Consider the following 21,019-nt stretch of genomic DNA (forward strand, 5'->3'; position numbering starts at 1 on the left):
TAAAATATAAATTAGCTCCGATTTTATCGGGGCTTTTTTTTTATCTTTACTTTATGAAATACGCAAGATTAACCAAAGAACAATTAGAAGAATTACATCCAGAATTCATTACTTTTTTAGCTACACAATCAATTGATAAAAAGGAATGGGATGACATTAAGCAAAACAAACCTCACATTGCCGAACAAGAAATCGATATTTTCTCTGATATGATTTGGGAAAAAGCATTGACGAATGTTACGCATATAGATCATTTTTCTAAAAACTACATTTTTCTTTTTAAATGTATGCAAAATGCGGTTTTCTCTTTCGTAATAAAAACCAATAATCCACAAATTGATTTTGTTTCTGCTGATGGAATTCATTGGTTATCTGAAAACTTATTTTCTGATGATGTTGAAATTACAAGAGGAAAGAAAGATTTATCAGAAAACAGAAACGAATCGTTGTTTGAGATTATCAAGCAAGGTGGAATCATCAGCAAAGGAGAATTATTTACCAAATTAGAGAGCCTAATCAATACATAATTTATGAGCGTTTTAGATACTATTAAGAATTTAAGAGACGAATTAAATCAGCATAATTACAATTATTATGTTTTAGATAAACCTACCATTTCTGATTTTGAATTTGATCAAAAGCTAAAACAATTACAAGATTTAGAAGCGCAAAATCCTGAATATTTCGATGAAAATTCGCCAACTCAAAGAGTAGGAGGAATGATTACGAAAAATTTTGAAACGGTGAAACACGAATATCGAATGTATTCGTTGGATAATTCGTATTCCATAGAAGATTTACAAGATTGGGAAACCCGAATTCAAAAGGTTTTAGGTGATGTTCCATTAGAATATACTTGCGAACTAAAATACGACGGTGCATCCATTAGCATCAGTTATGAAAATGGTCGTTTAGTACGTGCTGTAACACGTGGCGATGGTTTTCAGGGCGATGATGTAACCAATAATATCAAAACCATAAAAGCAGTTCCGATTCATTTAAAAGGTGATTTTCCTGAAAAATTCGATATTCGAGGAGAAATCATTCTTCCTTTTGCCGGTTTTGAAAAAATGAATCAAGAATTAATTGAAATTGGTGAAACTCCTTATTCCAATCCAAGAAATACGGCTTCTGGAAGTCTAAAATTACAAGACAGTGCCGAAGTAGCCAAACGTCCTTTAGATTGTTTGTTGTACTTCGTAATTGGTAATAATTTACCCTTCAAAACGCAATTTGAAGGCTTACAAAAAGCAAGAGATTGGGGATTTAAAGTACCGACTCAATCAAAATTAGCTAAAAATCTAAGTGAAGTTTTTGAATACATCAATTATTGGGACAAACACCGCCACGATTTGCCTTACGAAACCGATGGAGTGGTAATTAAAGTCAATAATTTACAACATCAAGAGGAATTAGGTTATACGGCAAAATCTCCACGTTGGGCTATGGCGTATAAGTTTAAAGCCGAACAAGTAACTACGAAATTAAATTCGATTTCGTATCAAGTGGGGCGTACAGGTGCTATTACGCCTGTTGCGAATTTAGAACCCGTGCAGTTGGCTGGAACAATTGTGAAACGTGCTTCGTTACATAATGCTGACCAAATCGAAAAATTAGATATCCGAATTGGCGATGAAGTTTATGTGGAAAAAGGCGGTGAAATCATTCCGAAGATTATTGCGGTTGCTAAAAGAGGTGATCAAACCGAGCCAACAAAATACATCACTCATTGTCCAGAATGTCAAACGGAATTGGTTAGAAGCGAAGGCGAAGCGAATCATTTTTGTCCAAATTTCTATGGTTGTCCACCGCAGATTATTGGAAGAATTCAGCATTTTATCACCAGAAAAGCAATGGATATTGATGGTTTAGGCGGAGAAACAGTTGCTTTATTATTCAATGCAGGTTTGGTTACCAATTATGCCGATTTGTACGAATTGAAAAAAGAACAAATCATTCCTTTAGAACGAATGGCTGAAAAATCGGCTGAAAACCTAATTAATGGAATTGAAAAATCGAAAACCATACCTTTTGAACGTGTTTTGTATGCGTTGGGTATTCGATATGTAGGGGAAACAGTTGCGAAAAAGTTAGCTAAACATTATAAATCGATAGACGCAATTGCTCAAGCAAGTATCATGGATTTGATTTTAGTAGATGAGATTGGCGATAAAATTGCACAAAGTGTCGTTCAATTCTTTGAAAATCAAGAAAATATTCGTATTATTGATAGGTTAAAGCACTATGGATTACAATTAGAATCGGGTGTAGACGATGTTTTACTTTCTGAAAAATTAAAAGGTAAAACCTTTGTTGTTTCAGGAGTTTTTGAAATTTATTCGAGAGACGAACTCAAAAAAGCTATCGAAGATAATGGAGGAAAAGTAGGGAGTTCCATCTCATCAAAAACTGATTATGTCATTGCTGGAGATAATATGGGACCATCCAAACTAGAAAAAGCAAATCAATTAAAAATTGCAATTATATCAGAATTAGATTTCAAACAAATGATAGATGTTTAAAGTAAATTCGGCTTTAATTCTATATTTTATAGCTAGTATTTTATATGTATTTGCTGTATTAATTGGAAGTGATAATTTGGAACTATTTAGTAAGCCTATTATTATTCCATCGATTTATTATTTCTATTATATTAGTGTTAGAGGTAAAATTGATTATTTGTTTACTTTTTCAGTTGTATCTTTTTTTATAGGTGAAATTTTGTATGTTATAAATAGAGATGATTTTAATATTGTAGGCCTTGTTTTTTTATTAATCCCTTATTTTTTTGTTCTATACTACATAGCTCATGATTTACTTTATTATTTAAAAGAGAAAAAAATAAAGTTAAATAAATTTTCTTTCTACATAATTGTAATGCTTTTACTGTATTTGTTTATTAATGTATTAATAATGATTGAAGATAATAGTTTAGAATTTTTTATCTATGCTGTTTTTGCAACTTTGTTATTATTTATGGGGATTTTAGCTTTTGTTATGCTAATTAATTATTCTAACAGAACTATTCTTTATACAGGTTTTATGGTTGGCTGTTTTTTAATTTCAGATTTATTTTATGTTTTTTCAAAAAAAATTCCTGATTTGTTAGCCTTAAAAATGATTAATGTTATAACTCAGGAGCTTTCTTTTTTTTGTTATATAAGTTATTTTATTTACAGAACTAAATTTAGAATGTATAGTAAACCAAATAGTTTGAAAGCATCAAAATAAAGATAATTGATTCTAATGTAGCTTTATAATATATTTAATATTGTATGTTTTGTATCTTTATTTTTACAGAATTCAAAAGCTATAATTATTTAATTCAATCATTATTCCAAGTATAACATTTGCTCTTTTTTTGTTGAGAATTCAATAGGTGAAAAAGATATCAAAGTATTTTTAGATTTATTCATTGTGCTATATTGATTACATTAGTAATCAATTATTTGTCTATATAGCTAGTTTAAAAGAAATTCCTGTTTATTATTTTTTGTTAAAATTTTTAATTAGAAGTGAGCGTATCAAATGATAATATTTTTTGTTTTATTGTTATGACTTGTTTCATTTGATAAATAAAAATCTATTCGTCCTAAATTAATTCCAAAACATCCCACTTGATTAATTAAAACTTCTTTCCCTTCACTATTTTTTTCAATAACAGGTTTGTCTAAAAAGGTGTGTGTGTGACCGCCAATAATTAAATCAATATTATTAGTTTTTCTAGCTAAAACAATATCGCTTGGCTTTTCTGGTTCATCTTTGTATTTGAATCCCAAGTGAGATAAACAAATAATTAAATCACATTTCTTTTCTTCTTTTAAAATTCGCGTCATGTCTTGTGCTACTTCTATAGGATCGTTATAAACTGTTTCTTTATAAAGTTTTTTGTCAACAAGTCCGTCTAATTGAACGCCTAATCCAAAAATTCCAATCTTAATACCGTCTTTGATTATGATTTTATAAGGTTTTACAATATCATTCAAAACCGTGTTTTTAAAGTCATAATTAGCTGATACAAAATCGAATTTTGCGTGAGGTAATTGGGCATAAAAACCATCAATTCCGTTGTCAAAATCGTGATTTCCCATGGTTGCCACATCATATTGCATCATGCTCATTAGTTTGAATTCCAATTCGCCACCATAATAATTAAAATATGGAGTTCCTTGAAAAATATCACCAGCATCTAATAATAGTACGTTTTTTTCTTCTTTTCGAATGCTTTCAATGATAGCAGCTCTTCTGGCAGCACCACCCATGTTTGGATTTTTAGGATGATCTGCAGGAAAAGGATCTATATGACTGTGTGTATCATTCGTATGTAAAATGGTAATTTTTTTGGTTTCAATAGTAGAAAAGCTACTCAAACTCACTCCTGATAAACCAAGTAGAGCTGAACTCGCAGCTGTTTTTTGGATAAAATCCCTTCTCTTCATAGCTCTAAGTATTATTCTAAAATTATTTTTTCTGTTGTAATGTTTGGAATTGTATCTACTTTCTTGAAATAATCAATCATCATATTTCTAAGCTTGTATTCCATGTCAAATTTGATTTTACTATCTTTAAAAAACGTCATATTATCGCCTCCATTCGCTAAATAATCAGAAGTTCCTACATAATAAATTCGATTTTCATCTAAAGGTTGATTGTTAATTTCAATCTTATTTATTGCTGAAGTTGACTTATTAATATAAATTTTCATTCCGTATAAAGGATGAGGCTTCTTTTCTTTTATGATGTATTCGGCTAAGGTTTTGATTTCTTTTCCATTTAATCCCACAATGAACAAACTATTTTCAAAAGGCATCACTTCAAAAGCAGTTCTTGTGGTTACATCACCTTTTGGAATGACAGCTCTGATACCGCCATGATTAAGCAAACAAACATCAATCGATTTATTTTCTCTTTTTTGAAAAACCGGATTTCCAAGTTCAAAAGTAATTTCGGCTAATAAATTTCCGATATTCGATTGCCACGTTCCTTTACTTTTGTCTTGTGTTTCAGGACAATATGCTAAAACACTGTTCAAATCTTTGTTGATGTTATCACTAAAAGGTTTTACATAGGTCAGTATCGATTCGTTTTCACCTTTTTCATTAGTAATACCTATTCTTTTTCCTTCAATTTTTGTAGTTTGATAGGAAGAAGTTGATTTACAAGATATAAAGAGATTAAATGTTAATAATATAACAAAAAAACCAAAAGATATCGTATTCTTTTTTACATTTACAAGCATAACAAAAGGTTAAATTTTTAATTTTGTCGAATAGGTAAAAATACTATGTTTTATAATATTATAAAGAACTTTTTTCTTAAAAAAAATGTTACTAAAAGATTAACATCCTTAAATGCATTTGCTTCAAATGATAAAGTGTTGACTGTAGGGGTTTTAGTTGATGAAACTTATTTTAATGAAACCAGTCAATTAGTTGAGCGAATTGTTTCTCAGGGAATTCAAGCTAGTAATATTTCTATCTTGGTTTATAAAGATAAAATCAAGAAAAAAGAAATAATAAATGAGCCTTTCTTGTCGTTAAAGAATATTTCGATTTCTGGAGAAATTGATAAAAAAGAAGTAAATGATTTTATTGAAACGCCTTTTGATTTGTTAATCAATTATTACGATGTTAATAAAAGCGGACTTTTATTGCTTTCAACCAAATCAAAAGCGAAATTTAAAGTAGGATTTGATACCGTTGACAAAAGAGTCAATCATTTTATTATAAAAACGCTTGTTGAAGATTTTAATGAGTTCGTTTTAGAATTGTTTAAGTATTTGAAAATTTTAAATAAAATATAAAAAATGCAATCATTTATTGGTACAGGTGTTGCTTTAGTTACGCCATTTAAAAAAGATTTTTCGGTTGATGTAGAAGCTTTAACGCGAATTGTAAATCATGTAATTGAAGGAGGAGTAGAGTATTTGGTAGTTTTAGGAACAACAGCAGAATCGGCAACGTTATCACAAGAGGAAAAAGAATTGGTTATTGATACGATAATTAAAGCAAATGCAGGAAGATTGCCTTTGGTTTTAGGTGTTGGAGGAAATAACACTCATAAAGTTGTTGAAGAATTGAAAACTAGAGATTTTTCTCATTTCTCAGCGATTTTATCGGTTTCGCCTTACTATAATAAACCAACGCAAGAAGGTATTTACCAACATTTTAAAGCAGTTGCAGAAGCGTCTCCAATTCCAGTAATTTTATATAATGTGCCAGGAAGAACAGCAAGTAATATGTTGCCATCTACTGTTATCCGAATTGCAAATGATTTTAAAAATGTAATCGGAATCAAAGAAGCTGCTGGAGATATCGTTCAAGCAATGAAATTAATCCAAACAAAACCAGAAGGATTTTTAGTGATTTCAGGCGATGATATGATTACATTACCAATGGTTTTAGCGGGTGGAACAGGAGTGATTTCGGTAATTGGTGAAGGTTTTCCAAAGGAATTCTCAGAAATGGTTCGTTTAGGATTGCAAAGAAAAGTGGATGAAGCCTATAAATTACACTATTTATTGGCAGATAGTATTGATATGATTTTTGAGCAAGGAAACCCTGGAGGAATTAAAGAAGTCTTTAAAGCATTAGGATTGTCCGAGAATACAGTACGATTGCCACTTGTAAATGTAAATCAAGATTTAGCAACAAGATTGCATAATTTTACAAGAAAATTAAGTTAAAAAAAAGATTTTTATAGTAATTAAATAATGCCTAAATTTGCAGTTGCTTTTTTAGGAGACATCTTTTTGATGTTTATAAAATAATAATGTAAAGCCAAATGAATAAATTTTTAAGTTTTCTTTCACTAGCCATTTTATTGGTCTCATGTAGTCCTTATCAAAAGGCATTAAAGTCAGATGATGTGGAATTGAAAGCACAAGTTGCAAATAGAATGTATGAAAGAAATAAATTTGATAAAGCACTACGTTTGTATGAACAGGTAGCCCCTGCTTACAAAGGTAAACCTACATCAGAAATATTATTTTATAATTATTCAAAATCGCTATACAATACAAAGCAGTATTATTTAGCAGGTTATCAATTTGAGAATTTTGCTGTATCATATCCTAAAAGCGATAAAAGAGAAGAAGCTAGTTTTTTAGCATCTGAATGTTTTTACAGATTATCTCCTACCTACAGTCTTGATCAAACAGATACAGATAAGGCATTAGAAAAACTTCAACGCTTTATTGATAATTATCCAGATTCAGAGTATTTGCCTAAAGCAAATGCTTACGTTAAAGAGTTGCGAGAAAAATTAGAGAAAAAGGCATTTGAAATTGCAAAACAGTATCATAAAATTGCAGATTATAGATTAGAATATAATGCAGCTTTAAAAACTTTGGAAAATTTTATTGCTGATTTTCCTGGAACTCAATACAAAGAAGAAGCTATGTTTTTGAGATTTGATACGGCATATAGATATGCAAAAAATAGTATTCAAGCAAAAAAAGAGGAACGTTATAATGCCGCTAAAACTTTATATAATAGTTTGTTAAAGTTTAGACCAAACTCCATATATAAAGAAGAAGCTGATAAAATTTTAGCGGATATAGAACAAGAATTAAAACAATTTTCTAAATAAAAGTAAATCATGGATTTAAAGAAAACAAATGCTCCAGTAAACACAATTACTTACAATAAAAGCAAATTAGAAGAGCCTACTGGAAACATTTATGAAGCGATTACTATTATGGCAAAACGCGCTAATCAAATCAATACTGAAATTAAAAAAGAATTGATTGAAAAATTAGAAGAGTTTGCTACTTATAATGATAGTTTAGAGGAAATTTTTGAAAACAAAGAGCAAATTGAAGTTTCAAAATTCTATGAAAAATTACCAAAACCACATGCGTTAGCAGTGCAAGAGTGGGAAGAAGGTAAGATCTATTACAGAGACGCAAAATAATCATTATGTCTGTTTTAAGCGGTAAAAAAATCTTGCTAGGTATATCTGGTGGTATAGCTGCTTACAAAACAGCCAATTTGGTTAGATTACTTATAAAAGCAGGTGCACAAGTACAAGTTGTAATGTCGCCTGCTTCTTTGCATTTTGTTACACCACTTACTTTAGCAACGCTTTCTAAAAACCCAGTTTATTCAACATTTTACAATGAAGAAGAAGGAAATGGGGAATGGAATAACCATGTTGAATTAGGTTTATGGGCAGATTTAATGCTAATTGCACCAGCAACAGCAAATACGCTCTCCAAAATGGCTAATGGTAATTGTGATAATTTGTTAATAGCTACTTATCTTTCTGCCAAATGTCCAGTTTATTTTGCTCCTGCAATGGATTTGGATATGTATAAGCATCCTTCAACTTTAGATAGTTTCCATAAATTAAAATCATTTGGTAATATTATGATTCCTGCTGAAAAGGGTGAATTAGCAAGTGGTTTAGTTGGAGAAGGAAGAATGGCAGAGCCTGAAAATATTGTTGATTTCTTAGAAAACGATTTGGCTTTAAAATTGCCATTAAAAAATAAAAGAATTCTAATTACGGCAGGTCCAACCTATGAATCTATTGATCCTGTACGTTTTATTGGAAATCATTCCTCAGGAAAAATGGGATTTGATATCGCTAATGAAGCGGCAAATAAAGGGGCTGAAGTAATTTTGATATCAGGACCAACTCATTTAAACTTGCAAAATTCTTCGATTAAATTGATTCGAGTTAAATCGGCAGAACAAATGTATAATGCATGTCATGAGTATTACAATGAAGTAGATGTTGCTATTGCAGCCGCCGCAGTAGCGGATTATCGTCCAAAAAATGTTGCCAATCAGAAAATAAAAAAGAAAGAATCAACGTTATTTATAGAGCTAGAAAAAACAAAAGATATTTTAGCCTCTCTTGGTGAATTAAAGAAACATCAGTTTTTAATTGGTTTTGCATTAGAAACAGAAAATGAAATTGAACATGCAAAGCAAAAAATTCAGAAAAAAAACTTAGATTTGATAGTATTAAATTCATTGAATGATGAAGGTGCAGGTTTTGGACAACCTACAAACAAAGTCACTTTTATTTCAAAAAATTTTGATATAGAACCAAAAGAGTTGAAATCTAAAGAAGAAGTAGCTCAAGATATTATTAACAAGGTAATTCAATTTTATAATGCGTAAGACAATACTTATTATATATTTTTTATTTTCATTTGTAAATGTATTTTCTCAAGAACTAAATGCAACAGTTTCTGTTAATTTTCAGCAAGTTGCAAATGGAAATCCACAATTGTTCAAAAACTTAGAAACGCAAGTAAAAGAATTTTTGAATACTACAAAATGGACAACTAAAGAATTTACAGATGTTGAAAAAATCGATTGTAACTTCTTTATAAATGTAACTTCTTATGGTTCAAATACCTTTGAAGCTACCTTGCAAGTACAATCTTCAAGACCTATATATAACTCTAATTTTTCTTCACCGATATTGAATATCAATGATAAAAATTTTACTTTTCGTTTCATAGAATTTGAAGCTATGGTTTATGACCAAAATTCTTTTAATTCCAATTTAGTAGCGGTTTTAGCTTTTTATGCCAATATGATTATTGGTTTAGATATGGATTCTTTTGCTTTAAATGGAGGAACAAAATATTTAGAAACGGCTTCAAATATTGTTAATTTAGCACAACCTAGTGGGTATAAAGGTTGGTCGCAATCTGAAGGTAGTAATAATAATCGTTATTTTTTAGTTTCAGATATGTTAGCAACTACTTTTTTACCATATAGAAAAGCGATGTATGAATATCATAGAGTAGGTTTAGATACGATGAGTGAAGATGTAAAAAAAGGGAAAGAAAATATATCAAATTCAATACAAACTTTAGCAGAAATTCAAAAAACTAGACCTAATTCATTGTTGGTGCGAACATTTTTTGATGCAAAAGTCGATGAATTAGTAGCAATGTTTTCTGGAGGACCACAAGTTGACAATGTTAAATTGCTAGAAACTTTGAATAAAATATCTCCATTAAATTCTCAAAAGTGGAATAGAATTAGATAGAACATTATTTTTAATAAATTATTTATGTTGCTTTCACTTTCCATTAAAAATTATGCGTTAATCGAATCGCTTGAAACTGATTTTTCCAATCAGTTTTCTGTTATTACAGGAGAAACCGGTGCAGGAAAATCGATCCTTCTCGGTGCTTTAGGTTTGGTATTGGGAAAAAGAGCTGATTTGACTTCACTAAAAGATAAAGAACAAAAGTGTATAATTGAAGCACAATTTGCTGTTTCTAATTATAATCTTCAATCTTTTTTTGAAGATAATGATATGGATTATGAAGATAAAACCATTATTAGAAGAGAAATTTTGCCTTCAGGAAAATCTCGAGCATTTGTTAATGATAGTCCAGTAAATCTTCAAGAACTTCAGGAACTAGGAGAAATGTTGTTAGATATTCATTCCCAACATCAAACCCAAGAACTTGCGGAAGAAAACTATCAAATTGATATTTTAGATGCGGTTGCTAATAATGGCGAATCTGTAAATTCATATAAAAAGGCATTGACTGATTTCAAATCGACTCAAAAAGAGTTGAAACAATTGATTTCGGAAAAAGAGGCTTTAGTGAAAGAGTATGAGTACAATTCTTTTTTGTTGAACGAACTTTTAGCAGCCAACTTAATTGATGGCGAGCAAGAAGCGTTAGAGCAAGAATTAGAGCAATTAAGTAATGTTGAATTCATAAAAGAAAATTTCGAACGAATTTTAGCTTTTGCCAATGAAGAGCAAGTTGGCGCCTTAGTAAATTTGAAAGAAATTAAAATTGCACTTCAAAAAATAGCTGGTTTTTCAAATCAAAATGCGCAATTCTTAGAGCGTTTGACAAGTTGTTTACTTGAAGTTGAAGATATTATTTCAGAATGCGAACAAAGCAACGAGAAAATCTTAGCCGATCCTGAGCGATTAGAATTGGTGAATACTAAACTGCAAACCATCTATAATTTACAAAAGAAGCATCAAGTACAAACCATTGCCGAGTTATTAGTAATTCAAAACGAATTAGATGCTAAAGTAATTCGTGTTGATGATTTGGATGGCGCTATCAATAAATTAGAATCCGAATTAAATTCGAAACAAGCCAAAGTTGATGAATTGGCTCAAGCTATTTTTGAAAATAGAAAAAAAGCAGGCCCAATTTTAATCGATAAAATTAAAGCTATTTTAGCTCAATTAGGAATGATAGAAGCCAATTTTCAAATCGAAATCAACCATACCAATTCTTATTATCCTAAAGGAAAAGATGAAGTGGTTATACTGTTTTCTGCAAACAAAGGGACTAGTTTTGGATTATTAAAGAAAGTGGCTTCAGGCGGAGAAATGTCGCGCATCATGTTAGCTATAAAAGCCATTTTAGCTAATTATTCCAAATTGCCAACAATTATTTTTGATGAAATTGATACAGGGGTTTCTGGAGAAATTGCAATTAAAATGGGAGAAATCATGAAGGAAATGAGTGCTACCATGCAAGTATTTGCCATTACACATTTACCACAAATTGCCGCTAAAGGGGATTCGCATTATAAAGTTTCAAAAAGAAATGTGGGTGAAACTACAATTTCAGAATTAAATCTGTTAACATCAGAAGAAAGAATCCAACAAATAGCAGAAATGTTATCTGGAAAAGAAATTACAGATTCGGCTTTACAACACGCAAAAGCTTTGTTGAATTAATTTTTTAAAGTACTTTTGTTTTCCATTTTAAACGACAACAAACCAATTATAAAAATAGAATATCATGATTATAGAACCAAGAATGCGAGGATTTATTTGTTTGACAGCTCATCCAAAAGGTTGCGAACAAAATGTAAAAAATCAAATTGAATATGTAAAATCGAAAGGTAAAATCAACGGGCCTAAACGAGTATTAGTTATTGGTGCTTCAACTGGTTTTGGTTTGGCTTCAAGAATTACAAGTGCTTTTGGTTCTGATGCTGCTACTATTGGTGTGTTTTTTGAAAAAGAGCCTTCAGAAGGAAAAACAGCCTCTCCAGGATGGTATAATTCTGCAGCTTTTGAAATGGAAGCACAAAAAGCCGGATTGTATGCGAAAAGTATCAACGGTGATGCTTTTTCAAATGAAGTAAAGCAACAAACGATTGATATGATTAAAGCTGATTTAGGTCAGGTTGATTTAATCATTTACAGTTTAGCTTCTCCAGTGCGTCAACATCCAGTTACAGGTGTTTTACATCGTTCTACTCTAAAACCTATTGGAAGTACTTTCACTAATAAAACTGTTGATTTTCATACAGGAAATGTAACAACCGTTTCAATCGAACCAGCAAATGAAGAAGATATTGCTAACACTGTAGTGGTAATGGGTGGTGAAGACTGGTCAATGTGGATGGATGCTTTAAAAGGAGCAGGAGTTTTAGCTGAAGGAGCAACTACAATTGCGTATTCTTACATAGGACCTGAGGTAACTGAAGCAGTCTACAGAAAAGGAACTATAGGAAGAGCAAAAGATCATTTAGAAGCTACAGCTTTTGAAATTACAGAGAAATTAAAAGATATTAACGGAAAAGGTTATGTTTCTGTAAATAAAGCATTAGTAACTCAAGCAAGTTCAGCAATTCCAGTAATTCCACTATATATTTCATTGTTGTACAAAATTATGAAAGCTGAGGGTATTCATGAAGGTTGTATCGAGCAAATCCAACGTTTGTATGCAGAGAGATTATATACAGGTAATGCTGTTCCAACAGACGATAAAGGAAGAATCCGTATTGATGATTGGGAAATGAGAGCTGATGTTCAAGAAAAAATTGCAAAATTATGGGGTGAATCAACTACTGAAACGTTAGTAGAATTAGGTGATTTAGCTGGATACAAACAAGATTTCTTAAACTTATTCGGTTTCGGATTTGAAGGAGTAGATTATGAAGCGGATACAAATGAAATGGTAATGGTACCGAGTATAAAATAAATCACAAAACAATATTAATTTGTTATAAAATCCTGAATATTCAGGGTTTTATGCTTTTTGTCGGTAAAAATTAAAATTTGTCGATATTTTTTTTTTGATAATTTTTCAAAGTGAAATAATTCTACATATATTAGCAAATGCTTAACAATTAATTAATTATTTCATGAAAAAAATTACTTTATTTTTATTTGCGCTCTTCTCGTGTTGGCAAATAAATGCACAGTCCATAATTATTGGTACTGCCACTACTACTACTACGAGTACAGGTAGTGATCCGATAGATGGGTATTATGAATCCTTCAGGTATCAGGTGGTATATACCGCAGCTGAACTTAGTGCTTCTATGACACCTTATGATGAAATTACTGCTTTAGGTTTTTCAATTGCTGGTGATTATGCTGGAGGAAGTTTATTGGGTTACACCATAAAAATGGGTCATACAACTGCTTCAAATTCTGCAGCGCATGACAGTTCGCCAACAGTTGTGGTTAAAAATCCATTTAATTACAATCCAACAGTTACTGCTGCTGGAGTGTTCGATATGATTACATTTGATACCAATTTCGTTTGGAATGGTGTTGATAATGTATTAGTAGAGATTTGTTCTGACGGACCAAATCCATATACATCTCCTTATGGTCAGGTGCGTGCTAATACTTCTGTAACTAATGGTTCACGTTTTGTAAGAGCTGATGGTGCTACTTCATGTGGTGTAACAACTACAACTACTAATGGCAATAAACCAAATATTCAGTTTAATTATATTGAAGGTACTCCACCAAGTTGTTTAGCTCCTAATGCTTTAGCAGCGAATAGCATAACAAATTCTAGTGCGGTATTAGGATGGAATGAAAATGGAACAGCTACAGTATGGAATATCCAATATGGTGTTACTGGGTTTGCTTTAGGCTCAGGTAATATTGTTTCGGGTGTAACAAATACCTATTCATTAACAGGTTTATCTTCAAATACTCAATATCAATACTACGTTCAAGCTGATTGTGGGGGTACTCAAAGTACTTGGAGTGGTCCTTTTTCATTTAGAACATTATGCGATGCTTTGTCAGTCCCTTTTACTGAAACTTTTGATTCTACTTCATCGACAGAGGCTTGTTGGACAGTTCTAAATGTTAATGCGGATGCGGATGCATGGAATTTAAATTACGCTACTACACCTATTACAGGAAATCAATCTGCTAATATGTATACAGATGGAAATGGTGGTAATAATGATGATTGGTTAATTTCACCAAAAATTACTTTGAGCGGAAACCAAAGATTGGTTTTTAAATATAAAGTTCAATCAAATAATGAACCTAATGACTTTAGAGTAATGTTGTCTATAGCAGGTAATGCTCCAGCTGATTTTTCTTTTGAATTGCAACCATTAGCTAGTTATTCAAATACAACACCTGAGACTATGGTAATTCCTTTGTCGGGAATTTCTGGCGATGTTTATCTTGGATGGCATATTCCATCAGGTGGTTTAGATGGTTGGAGATTGTATATTGATGATGTAGTTGTTGAAGATATTCCAGCAACACCTCCTTCTTGTGTGGCTATTACTTCTCCTGTTACTGGAACTGCAGATGTTTCTTCTGGTACAATAACATGGGCAAGTGAAATTAATGCTACGGGTTATAAAATTAGTGTTGGGACTACGTCAGGTGGAACAGATGTGTTAAATAATTTTGATCTTGGTAATGTATTAACTTATAATTTAACAGGTTTATTAGGAGGTACTACATATTATGTTACGGTTTATCCATATAATGATAATGGAGTAGCTACAGGTTGTACAGAAATTAACTTTACTACTTGTGATGTAGCTTCAATTCCATTCAATGAAGAATTTGAAACAATTACTACAGGTATACCTTCATGCTGGGGTATTGCAGGAACTACTACGACTGCGGGTTATCATTTTTCTAGTTATGCTACAGGAAATGTAGGAAGAGGATTAAGATTTGATTCTTATTTTAATGCTACAGGCAGAACTTCAGAATTAACCACTCCTGTAATTGATGCTTCAACAGTAACATCATTAAGATTGAATTTTTATTACAAAAATCCAACTGGAGGTAATTTTGAAGTTTTGATATCTTCTGATGGTGGTGCAACTTATACTTCTTTAGAAACAGGATTAGTTAATACTACTAACTGGACATTGAAAAGTTATGTGGTAACAAGTCATATTAGCTCAAATGTTAAGGTTAAATTTTTAGGAACTAGCAATTGGGGTAGTGGAGATGCATATGTATATTTAGATGGTGTAGTTTTAGAAGAAATTCCTGCTACTGCTCCTGCTTGTGTAACTTTAACTTCACCTGTTAATGGTGCTGTAAATGTTTCCAACACGACATTGGTTTGGCCAGCTAATCCAGATGCTACAGGGTATTATATTACTGTAGGTACTTCTGCTGGTGCTTCTGATGTTTTAAATAATTTTGATGCGGGTAACGTATTAACATACCATTTATCTAATTTAGTTGGTGGTACAACATATTATGTAACAATATCACCTTATAACGCATTTGGAACAGCAACTGGTTGTACAGAGAGTAATTTCACAACTTGTGATGAAGTTGGTGATTTTGTTGAAAATTTTGATGGATTAGCAGCTACAGGACTTATTCCTGATTGTTGGTCTAGAGTCTTAAGTGATGGTGTAAGTACTTATGCTACTGTAGGTACTTCAACAACTAATTTTAGTGCACCTTACAGTATATCTTTATACAACTCTAGTTCTCCTTCAACTTCAAATATCATGTTAGTAACGCCTTATATTAATAATTTAAGTGCTGGAACTAATAGATTAAGATTTATGGCTAGAAACTCTTCTGATACCCAAGATATCATTGTTGGTACTATGAGTAACCCAAGTGATGCATCAACATTTACTCCTTTACAAACTGTTGATATTAATGGTACATTTGCTCAATATATTGTTGATTTTACAGCTTATGCTGGTACTGATAAATATATTGCGTTAAAAAGAATTTCTACGTCAACTTATACATATGTTTATATTGATAATGTAATTTGGGAAGCGGTTCCTGCAACAGCACCAGCTTGTGCTAGTAATGTAGTAGCTACTCCAGATGCTGCATGTGGTAACTTTGCTAATTTGATTACTTGGGACGCTACAGCAGGTGCTGATGGATATTATATTACAGTAGGTACAACCACTGGAGGTACAGATATTGCAAATAATATTAATTTAGGTAATGTAACTACATATTCTTTCTCAGGAAATTTTGCTACTACCTATTTTTATACAGTTTCTCCTTATAATGCTATAGGTACAGCTTCAGGATGTACAGAAGCTTCATTTACAACAAATGCAAATGGATGTTATTGTGTTTCAGGACCTTCATCTGTTGATGGTACAGGTATTACAAATGTTTTATTAGTTTCTACAAATTTCCCTAATTCTGTTTCAACAGCTCCTGTTTACAATGACCACACTGCTACCGTTGTAGATATGCCTAGAGGTATTAATAATAATGTTCAAATTACATTTGATGTACCATCATGGGGAACAAATAGTTATGATTACAATACTGTTATTTGGATTGATGCAAATGATAACTTTACTTTTGAGGCTTCTGAAATTGTTTACACAGGGTTATCTGCTACAACAGCTTCACCAACATTATTAAATGCATCTTTTGTATTGCCAGGTTCAATTTCATTAGGGCAACACAGAATGAGAATTGTTGCAACAGATGCTGAACAAGTTCCTGCAAATCCTTGTTATGGTGGGACTTATGGTGAAACTGCTGATTTTACGATCAATGTCGTTGCACCTTCATGTGCACCTCCAGTAGCAACAACTAGTATAGTTAACGATTGTGCTAATTCTCAATATTTTGTAAATGTAAATGTTACTAATTTAGGAAATGGTTCACCAGTTATTACTAATGGAACTTCAACTTGGCCAGTTTCGGCTGTAGGAGCACAAAATGTTGGTCCGTTTGCTTTTGGAGCTCCTGTTAATTTAACAATTTTACATGGTACTGATTCTTTGTGTAATTTAACATTAGGAACATTCAACTATGCAGGATGTCCTCCAGTAAATGATGAATGTAGTAATGCTACTGTATTAACTCCTGGCGCTGTATTTGGAACTAATCCACTAGTTGGTACAAATGTTTTTGCTACAGCTTCATCTGGTGCTCCAGCTCCAGGTTGCGCATCTTACTCTGGAGGTGATGTTTGGTATCAAGTTACAGTACCTGCTTCAGGGTCTATTACTGTAGAAACAAACAATAATTCTAGTAATATTACTGATACAGGAATGGCTGTTTATTCTGGAACATGTGGTTCTTTAACATTAGTTGAGTGTGATGATGATGATAGTGGTGATGGTAATTTCTCATTGATTTCATTGTCAGGAAGAACTCCAGGGGAAGTTTTACTAGTAAGAGTATGGGAATATGCAGGAGGAACTGAGGATACATTCCAAGTATCGGCTTATGACGCTTCATTGTCAGCAGGTTCTTTTAATAACTCTAATTTCTTAATTTATCCTAATCCAGTAAAAGATATGTTAAATATTTCTTACTCATCAGAGATATCTTACGTTCGTGTTGTTAACATGTTAGGTCAAGAAGTAATTTCTAGAGATATTAATGCTACTTCTACTCAGTTAGATATGTCACACTTAAGTGCAGGTGCTTATATAGTAACTGTTTCTTCAGGTGATGTATTAAAAACAATAAAAGTTGTTAAGCAATAAGTATTATCTAATATAATGATTAAAGTCCCGATTTATTCGGGACTTTTCTTTTTTACTATCTTTGTAAAAAAAAGTATGTTTTTTTCGTTTATTGTTCCAGTTTATAACCGACCTGATGAAATTGATGAATTGCTTGAAAGCCTAACTAGGTTTACATCTTCAATACCTTTTGAAGTTGTAATTGTAGAAGATGGTTCAACTATTCCTTGTGAGAATATAATTGAAAAATATACCCCTAAATTAACTATTTCCTATTATTTTAAATCAAATTCTGGACCAGGAGATTCTCGTAATTACGGAATGACATTGGCAAAAGGAGATTATTATATTATTTTGGATTCTGATTGTATTATTCCTCCAAATTATTTATCTCAAGTTCAAAAAAGTTTAGAGGAAGAATATGTTGACTGCTTTGGAGGACCAGATGCTGCATTGGATTCCTTTTCCGACATTCAAAAAGCAATTAATTTTACCATGACTTCATTCTTAACTACTGGAGGAATTAGAGGAGGAAGTGAAAAAGTAGATAAATTTCAACCCAGAAGTTTTAATATGGGATTATCCAAAAAAGCTTTTGAAGCTTCAAATGGTTTTGGTAATATTCACCCAGGTGAAGATCCAGATTTATCTATTCGATTATGGAATTTAGATTTTAAAACGAAGTTAATTAAGAATGCTTTCGTCTATCATAAAAGAAGGATAAGTTGGGAGAAATTCCAAATTCAAGTGAATAAATTTGGTAAAGCACGTCCTATTTTAAATTTTTGGTATCCTGAATATACTAAAATTACATTTTGGTTTCCAAGTTTATTTTTATTAGGCTTTCTATTCTCTGCGTTATTGGTCATTTTTAAAATTTACTTTTTTATTGCTTTATATGGATTTTATTTTTCTCTATTATTCATAAGTTCGTTATTGTCCAATAAAAGCCTAAAAATTGCGTTATATTCTTTATGGGCAACTATAATTCAGTTTTATGGTTATGGAAAAGGTTTTTTACAATCCTATTACAAAATCTCTATTTTAAAACAAAAACCTCAAGAAGCATTTCCAGAGTTGTTTTTTAAGAAATAGTTATGACAAAAATAATTGGTTTAACAGGTGGAATTGGAAGTGGGAAATCTACTGTAGCAAACTACATTGCATCAAAAGGAATTCCTGTCTATATTGCCGATGAAGAAGCCAAGAAAATTATGGAAAGGGAAGATGTTAAACAAAAAATTCAAAATTTGTTTGATCAATCTGTTTTCAATTCGGATAATTCACTAAATCGTAAAAAAATAGCCGAATTGGTTTTTAACCATCCAGAAAAGCTAAAAAAGTTAAATAGTATTGTTCATCCAGAAGTACAACTGCATTTTAAAAATTGGGTAAAAGAGCATGGAAATTTTCCCTACATAATTAAAGAAGTTGCCATTCTTTTTGAAACAGGTGGAAATAAATATTGCGATAAAATCATATTAATTACTGCTCCAGAGGAACTTAGGATAGAAAGAGCTATGAAACGTGATAATTTAACAAAAAATGAAATTTTAGTTAGAATCAATAACCAATTACCTGATTCTAAAAAGAAAAAATTGAGTGATTTTGTGGTTGAAAACATAGATTTAAACAAGACTTTCTTAAAAATTGATGAAATTCTTAAAATTTTAGCAAAAATTTAAAAAAAGGTATATATGTTAATCTTTGGTTAATGTATTTTAATGAGAAATGTTAAAATGTTAAATTTGTTTCGATGAATAAGTCAAGGTTTAGATTATTGGTCTTTTTAATGAGTTTATCATTAATAGGAATCATTTTAGTTCAATTGTATTGGATTTCTACTTCGTTAGACAAAAATGAAGAGGAATTCAAGTATCACGTTCAGCAAGTTTTGGGAAATGTATCCAATACTATCAAAGAAAAAGAATTGGTAGCGTTTTATAATCATTATAACAAAATCATTGATAGTACAGGAAAAATTCCGAAAGAAGAAGAATTGAAAGAAATTTACTTCTACGAACGTAATAAAAAAACTAATGAAACTATTATCTATACCAACACACTTGTAGCAGAAAACTACGGTATTAATGGTTCGTTCTTTGATAAAAATGCAAATTCAGTCAATTTTGGAAATGTTGTATCTAAGAGAAAAACAGAAGTTTATAACGGAAATTCATTAAACGACGGAAGTTTACAAATGCGTTCGTTTCCCGATCTTACCATAAAAAAATCGGGTAGTATATCGAGTTTAGATAAAGCTAATTTTGAAGTTGCTTTTAAAGATTTGGTATCGTTAAAACCATTACAAGAAAGAGTTTCTACTGAGCAACTTGGTAAATATTTAAAAGAGGAACTTCATAAATATGGAGTAAAAACACCTTTCGAATTTGGTATTTACAGTAACGGTTTGGCAACAAAAGTGCGATCTGAGGATTTTAAATATGATGTAAAAACCACTTACGGTATTCCTGTTTTTCAGGATAATGAAGGAATGTCTAAATATCAATTATTAGTTAGTTTTCCTCAAAAAAATAAATTCGTATTTTCTTCTTTAATTGGAATTTCGAGTTTGTCCTTATTGTTCACTTTGGTTATTGTGTTAACGTATTCAAGTGCGTTGAATCAATTGATCAAGCAGAAACAAATTTCAGAAATCAAAACCGATTTCATTAACAATATGACACATGAGTTTAAAACACCTATAGCTACCATTAATTTAGCTTTAGATGCTATTAAGAACCCAAAAATCATTGAAGATAAAGAAAAAGTGCAGCGTTATCTTCAAATGATTAAAGAAGAAAACAAACGAATGCACGCTCAGGTTGAAAATGTTTTGCGTATTTCTAAATTAGAAAAAAATGAACTCGACATTTCAAAAGAACCAAGAGACGTAACCGAAATTATTGAAGATGCCATCGAACATGTTAGTTTAATAATAGAAGATAGAGAAGGAGTTGTTCATTCACATTTTCATGCACAACGAAGTACGATTCTATTAAACGAGGTACATTTTACGAATGTATTAGTAAACGTGTTAGATAATGCTATAAAATATTCTCCAAACGCGCCTGTGATTGATGTTTTTACAGAAAATATAAAAGACTTCATTCTGATAAAAATTCAAGATCAAGGAGCAGGAATGAGTAAGGTAGCACAAAAAAGAGTTTTTGAAAAATTCTATCGCGAGCATACAGGAGATTTACATAATGTAAAAGGTCATGGGTTAGGATTAGCCTACGTTAAACAAATAGTAGAAGACCATAACGGTCAAATATTTGTAGAGAGCGAAAAAGGTAAAGGAAGTACCTTTATCATTAAAATGCCATTAATAAATTAAAATATACATACAA

General features: G+C 31.3%; 17 protein-coding genes. 15 read left to right on the plus strand and 2 right to left on the minus strand.

Annotated features, from left to right (window positions below; genetic code table 11):
• Positions 1 to 53 precede the first annotated feature (53 nt).
• Genes Q0075_RS12710 through Q0075_RS12720 form a run of 3 tightly spaced genes read left to right on the plus strand, consistent with a single transcriptional unit; the run spans position 54 to position 3,231 of the window.
• The gene (locus tag Q0075_RS12710; protein WP_291108752.1) at positions 54 to 527 is read left to right on the plus strand and encodes a DUF6495 family protein; all 474 of its coding nucleotides are present in this window, start codon (positions 54 to 56) and stop codon (positions 525 to 527) included.
• Between the two features lie 3 nt (positions 528 to 530).
• Positions 531 to 2,522 (plus strand): NAD-dependent DNA ligase LigA, encoded by a 1,992-nt coding sequence (gene ligA / locus Q0075_RS12715; protein ID WP_297869832.1) that lies wholly within the window; start codon positions 531 to 533, stop codon positions 2,520 to 2,522.
• On the plus strand, positions 2,515 to 3,231 hold the full coding sequence (locus tag Q0075_RS12720) for a hypothetical protein (protein WP_297869833.1): 717 nt from the start codon (positions 2,515 to 2,517) through the stop codon (positions 3,229 to 3,231). Before ligA ends, Q0075_RS12720 begins: the two co-directional genes overlap by 8 nt.
• A 293-nt stretch (positions 3,232 to 3,524) precedes the next feature.
• On the opposite strand, the gene Q0075_RS12725 is transcribed toward Q0075_RS12720, so the two are convergent.
• Positions 3,525 to 4,439 carry a bifunctional UDP-sugar hydrolase/5'-nucleotidase gene (locus tag Q0075_RS12725; protein ID WP_297869834.1) on the minus strand — a complete coding sequence of 305 codons (915 nt, stop codon included), beginning with the start codon at positions 4,437 to 4,439 and terminating at the stop codon, positions 3,525 to 3,527.
• 11 nt (positions 4,440 to 4,450) lie between these two features.
• On the minus strand, positions 4,451 to 5,239 hold the full coding sequence (locus Q0075_RS12730) for a 5'-nucleotidase (RefSeq protein WP_297869835.1): 789 nt from the start codon (positions 5,237 to 5,239) through the stop codon (positions 4,451 to 4,453).
• A 45-nt stretch (positions 5,240 to 5,284) separates the two neighbouring features.
• On the opposite strand from Q0075_RS12730, the gene Q0075_RS12735 reads away from it, so the two are divergent.
• The 12 genes from Q0075_RS12735 (at position 5,285) to Q0075_RS12790 (ending at position 21,006) form a co-directional block, all read left to right on the plus strand.
• On the plus strand, positions 5,285 to 5,803 hold the full coding sequence (locus tag Q0075_RS12735; RefSeq protein ID WP_297869836.1) for a hypothetical protein: 519 nt from the start codon (positions 5,285 to 5,287) through the stop codon (positions 5,801 to 5,803).
• A 3-nt stretch (positions 5,804 to 5,806) separates the two neighbouring features.
• Positions 5,807 to 6,685 carry a 4-hydroxy-tetrahydrodipicolinate synthase gene (gene dapA, locus Q0075_RS12740; protein WP_297869837.1) on the plus strand — a complete coding sequence of 293 codons (879 nt, stop codon included), beginning with the start codon at positions 5,807 to 5,809 and terminating at the stop codon, positions 6,683 to 6,685.
• A 98-nt stretch (positions 6,686 to 6,783) separates the two neighbouring features.
• The gene (gene bamD, locus Q0075_RS12745) at positions 6,784 to 7,590 is read left to right on the plus strand and encodes an outer membrane protein assembly factor BamD (RefSeq protein WP_297869838.1); all 807 of its coding nucleotides are present in this window, start codon (positions 6,784 to 6,786) and stop codon (positions 7,588 to 7,590) included.
• A gap of 9 nt (positions 7,591 to 7,599) precedes the next feature.
• Positions 7,600 to 7,914 carry a DNA-directed RNA polymerase subunit omega gene (locus Q0075_RS12750; protein WP_111565628.1) on the plus strand — a complete coding sequence of 105 codons (315 nt, stop codon included), beginning with the start codon at positions 7,600 to 7,602 and terminating at the stop codon, positions 7,912 to 7,914.
• Positions 7,915 to 7,919: 5 nt separating this feature from the next.
• Complete coding sequence (gene coaBC / locus Q0075_RS12755; RefSeq protein ID WP_291108770.1) at positions 7,920 to 9,131, plus strand: bifunctional phosphopantothenoylcysteine decarboxylase/phosphopantothenate--cysteine ligase CoaBC; 1,212 nt, start codon at positions 7,920 to 7,922, stop codon at positions 9,129 to 9,131.
• Entirely contained in the window at positions 9,124 to 10,014 is an 891-nt protein-coding gene (locus Q0075_RS12760) for a DUF4835 family protein (RefSeq protein WP_297869839.1), read from the plus strand. Before coaBC ends, Q0075_RS12760 begins: the two co-directional genes overlap by 8 nt.
• 24 nt (positions 10,015 to 10,038) lie before the next feature.
• Complete coding sequence (recN, locus tag Q0075_RS12765) at positions 10,039 to 11,691, plus strand: DNA repair protein RecN (protein ID WP_297869840.1); 1,653 nt, start codon at positions 10,039 to 10,041, stop codon at positions 11,689 to 11,691.
• 64 nt (positions 11,692 to 11,755) lie between these two features.
• Positions 11,756 to 12,946, plus strand: a complete 1,191-nt coding sequence (gene fabV / locus Q0075_RS12770; RefSeq protein ID WP_297869841.1) for an enoyl-ACP reductase FabV — start codon at positions 11,756 to 11,758, stop codon at positions 12,944 to 12,946.
• Positions 12,947 to 13,109: 163 nt separating this feature from the next.
• Entirely contained in the window at positions 13,110 to 17,687 is a 4,578-nt protein-coding gene (locus Q0075_RS12775; RefSeq protein WP_297869842.1) for a choice-of-anchor J domain-containing protein, read from the plus strand.
• Between the two features lie 75 nt (positions 17,688 to 17,762).
• A complete protein-coding gene (locus Q0075_RS12780) occupies positions 17,763 to 18,761 on the plus strand; it encodes a glycosyltransferase (RefSeq protein WP_297869843.1) in 999 nt (332 codons plus the stop codon).
• 2 nt (positions 18,762 to 18,763) lie between these two features.
• Positions 18,764 to 19,351 carry a dephospho-CoA kinase gene (gene coaE, locus Q0075_RS12785; protein ID WP_297869844.1) on the plus strand — a complete coding sequence of 196 codons (588 nt, stop codon included), beginning with the start codon at positions 18,764 to 18,766 and terminating at the stop codon, positions 19,349 to 19,351.
• Between the two features lie 71 nt (positions 19,352 to 19,422).
• Positions 19,423 to 21,006: a HAMP domain-containing sensor histidine kinase gene (locus Q0075_RS12790; protein ID WP_297869845.1), complete on the plus strand. Its 1,584-nt coding sequence runs from the start codon at positions 19,423 to 19,425 to the stop codon at positions 21,004 to 21,006.
• Positions 21,007 to 21,019: the final 13 nt, after the last annotated feature.

The sequence above is a fragment of the uncultured Flavobacterium sp. genome (genome assembly GCF_937967675.1).
Taxonomy (GTDB): Bacteria; Bacteroidota; Bacteroidia; order Flavobacteriales; family Flavobacteriaceae; genus Flavobacterium.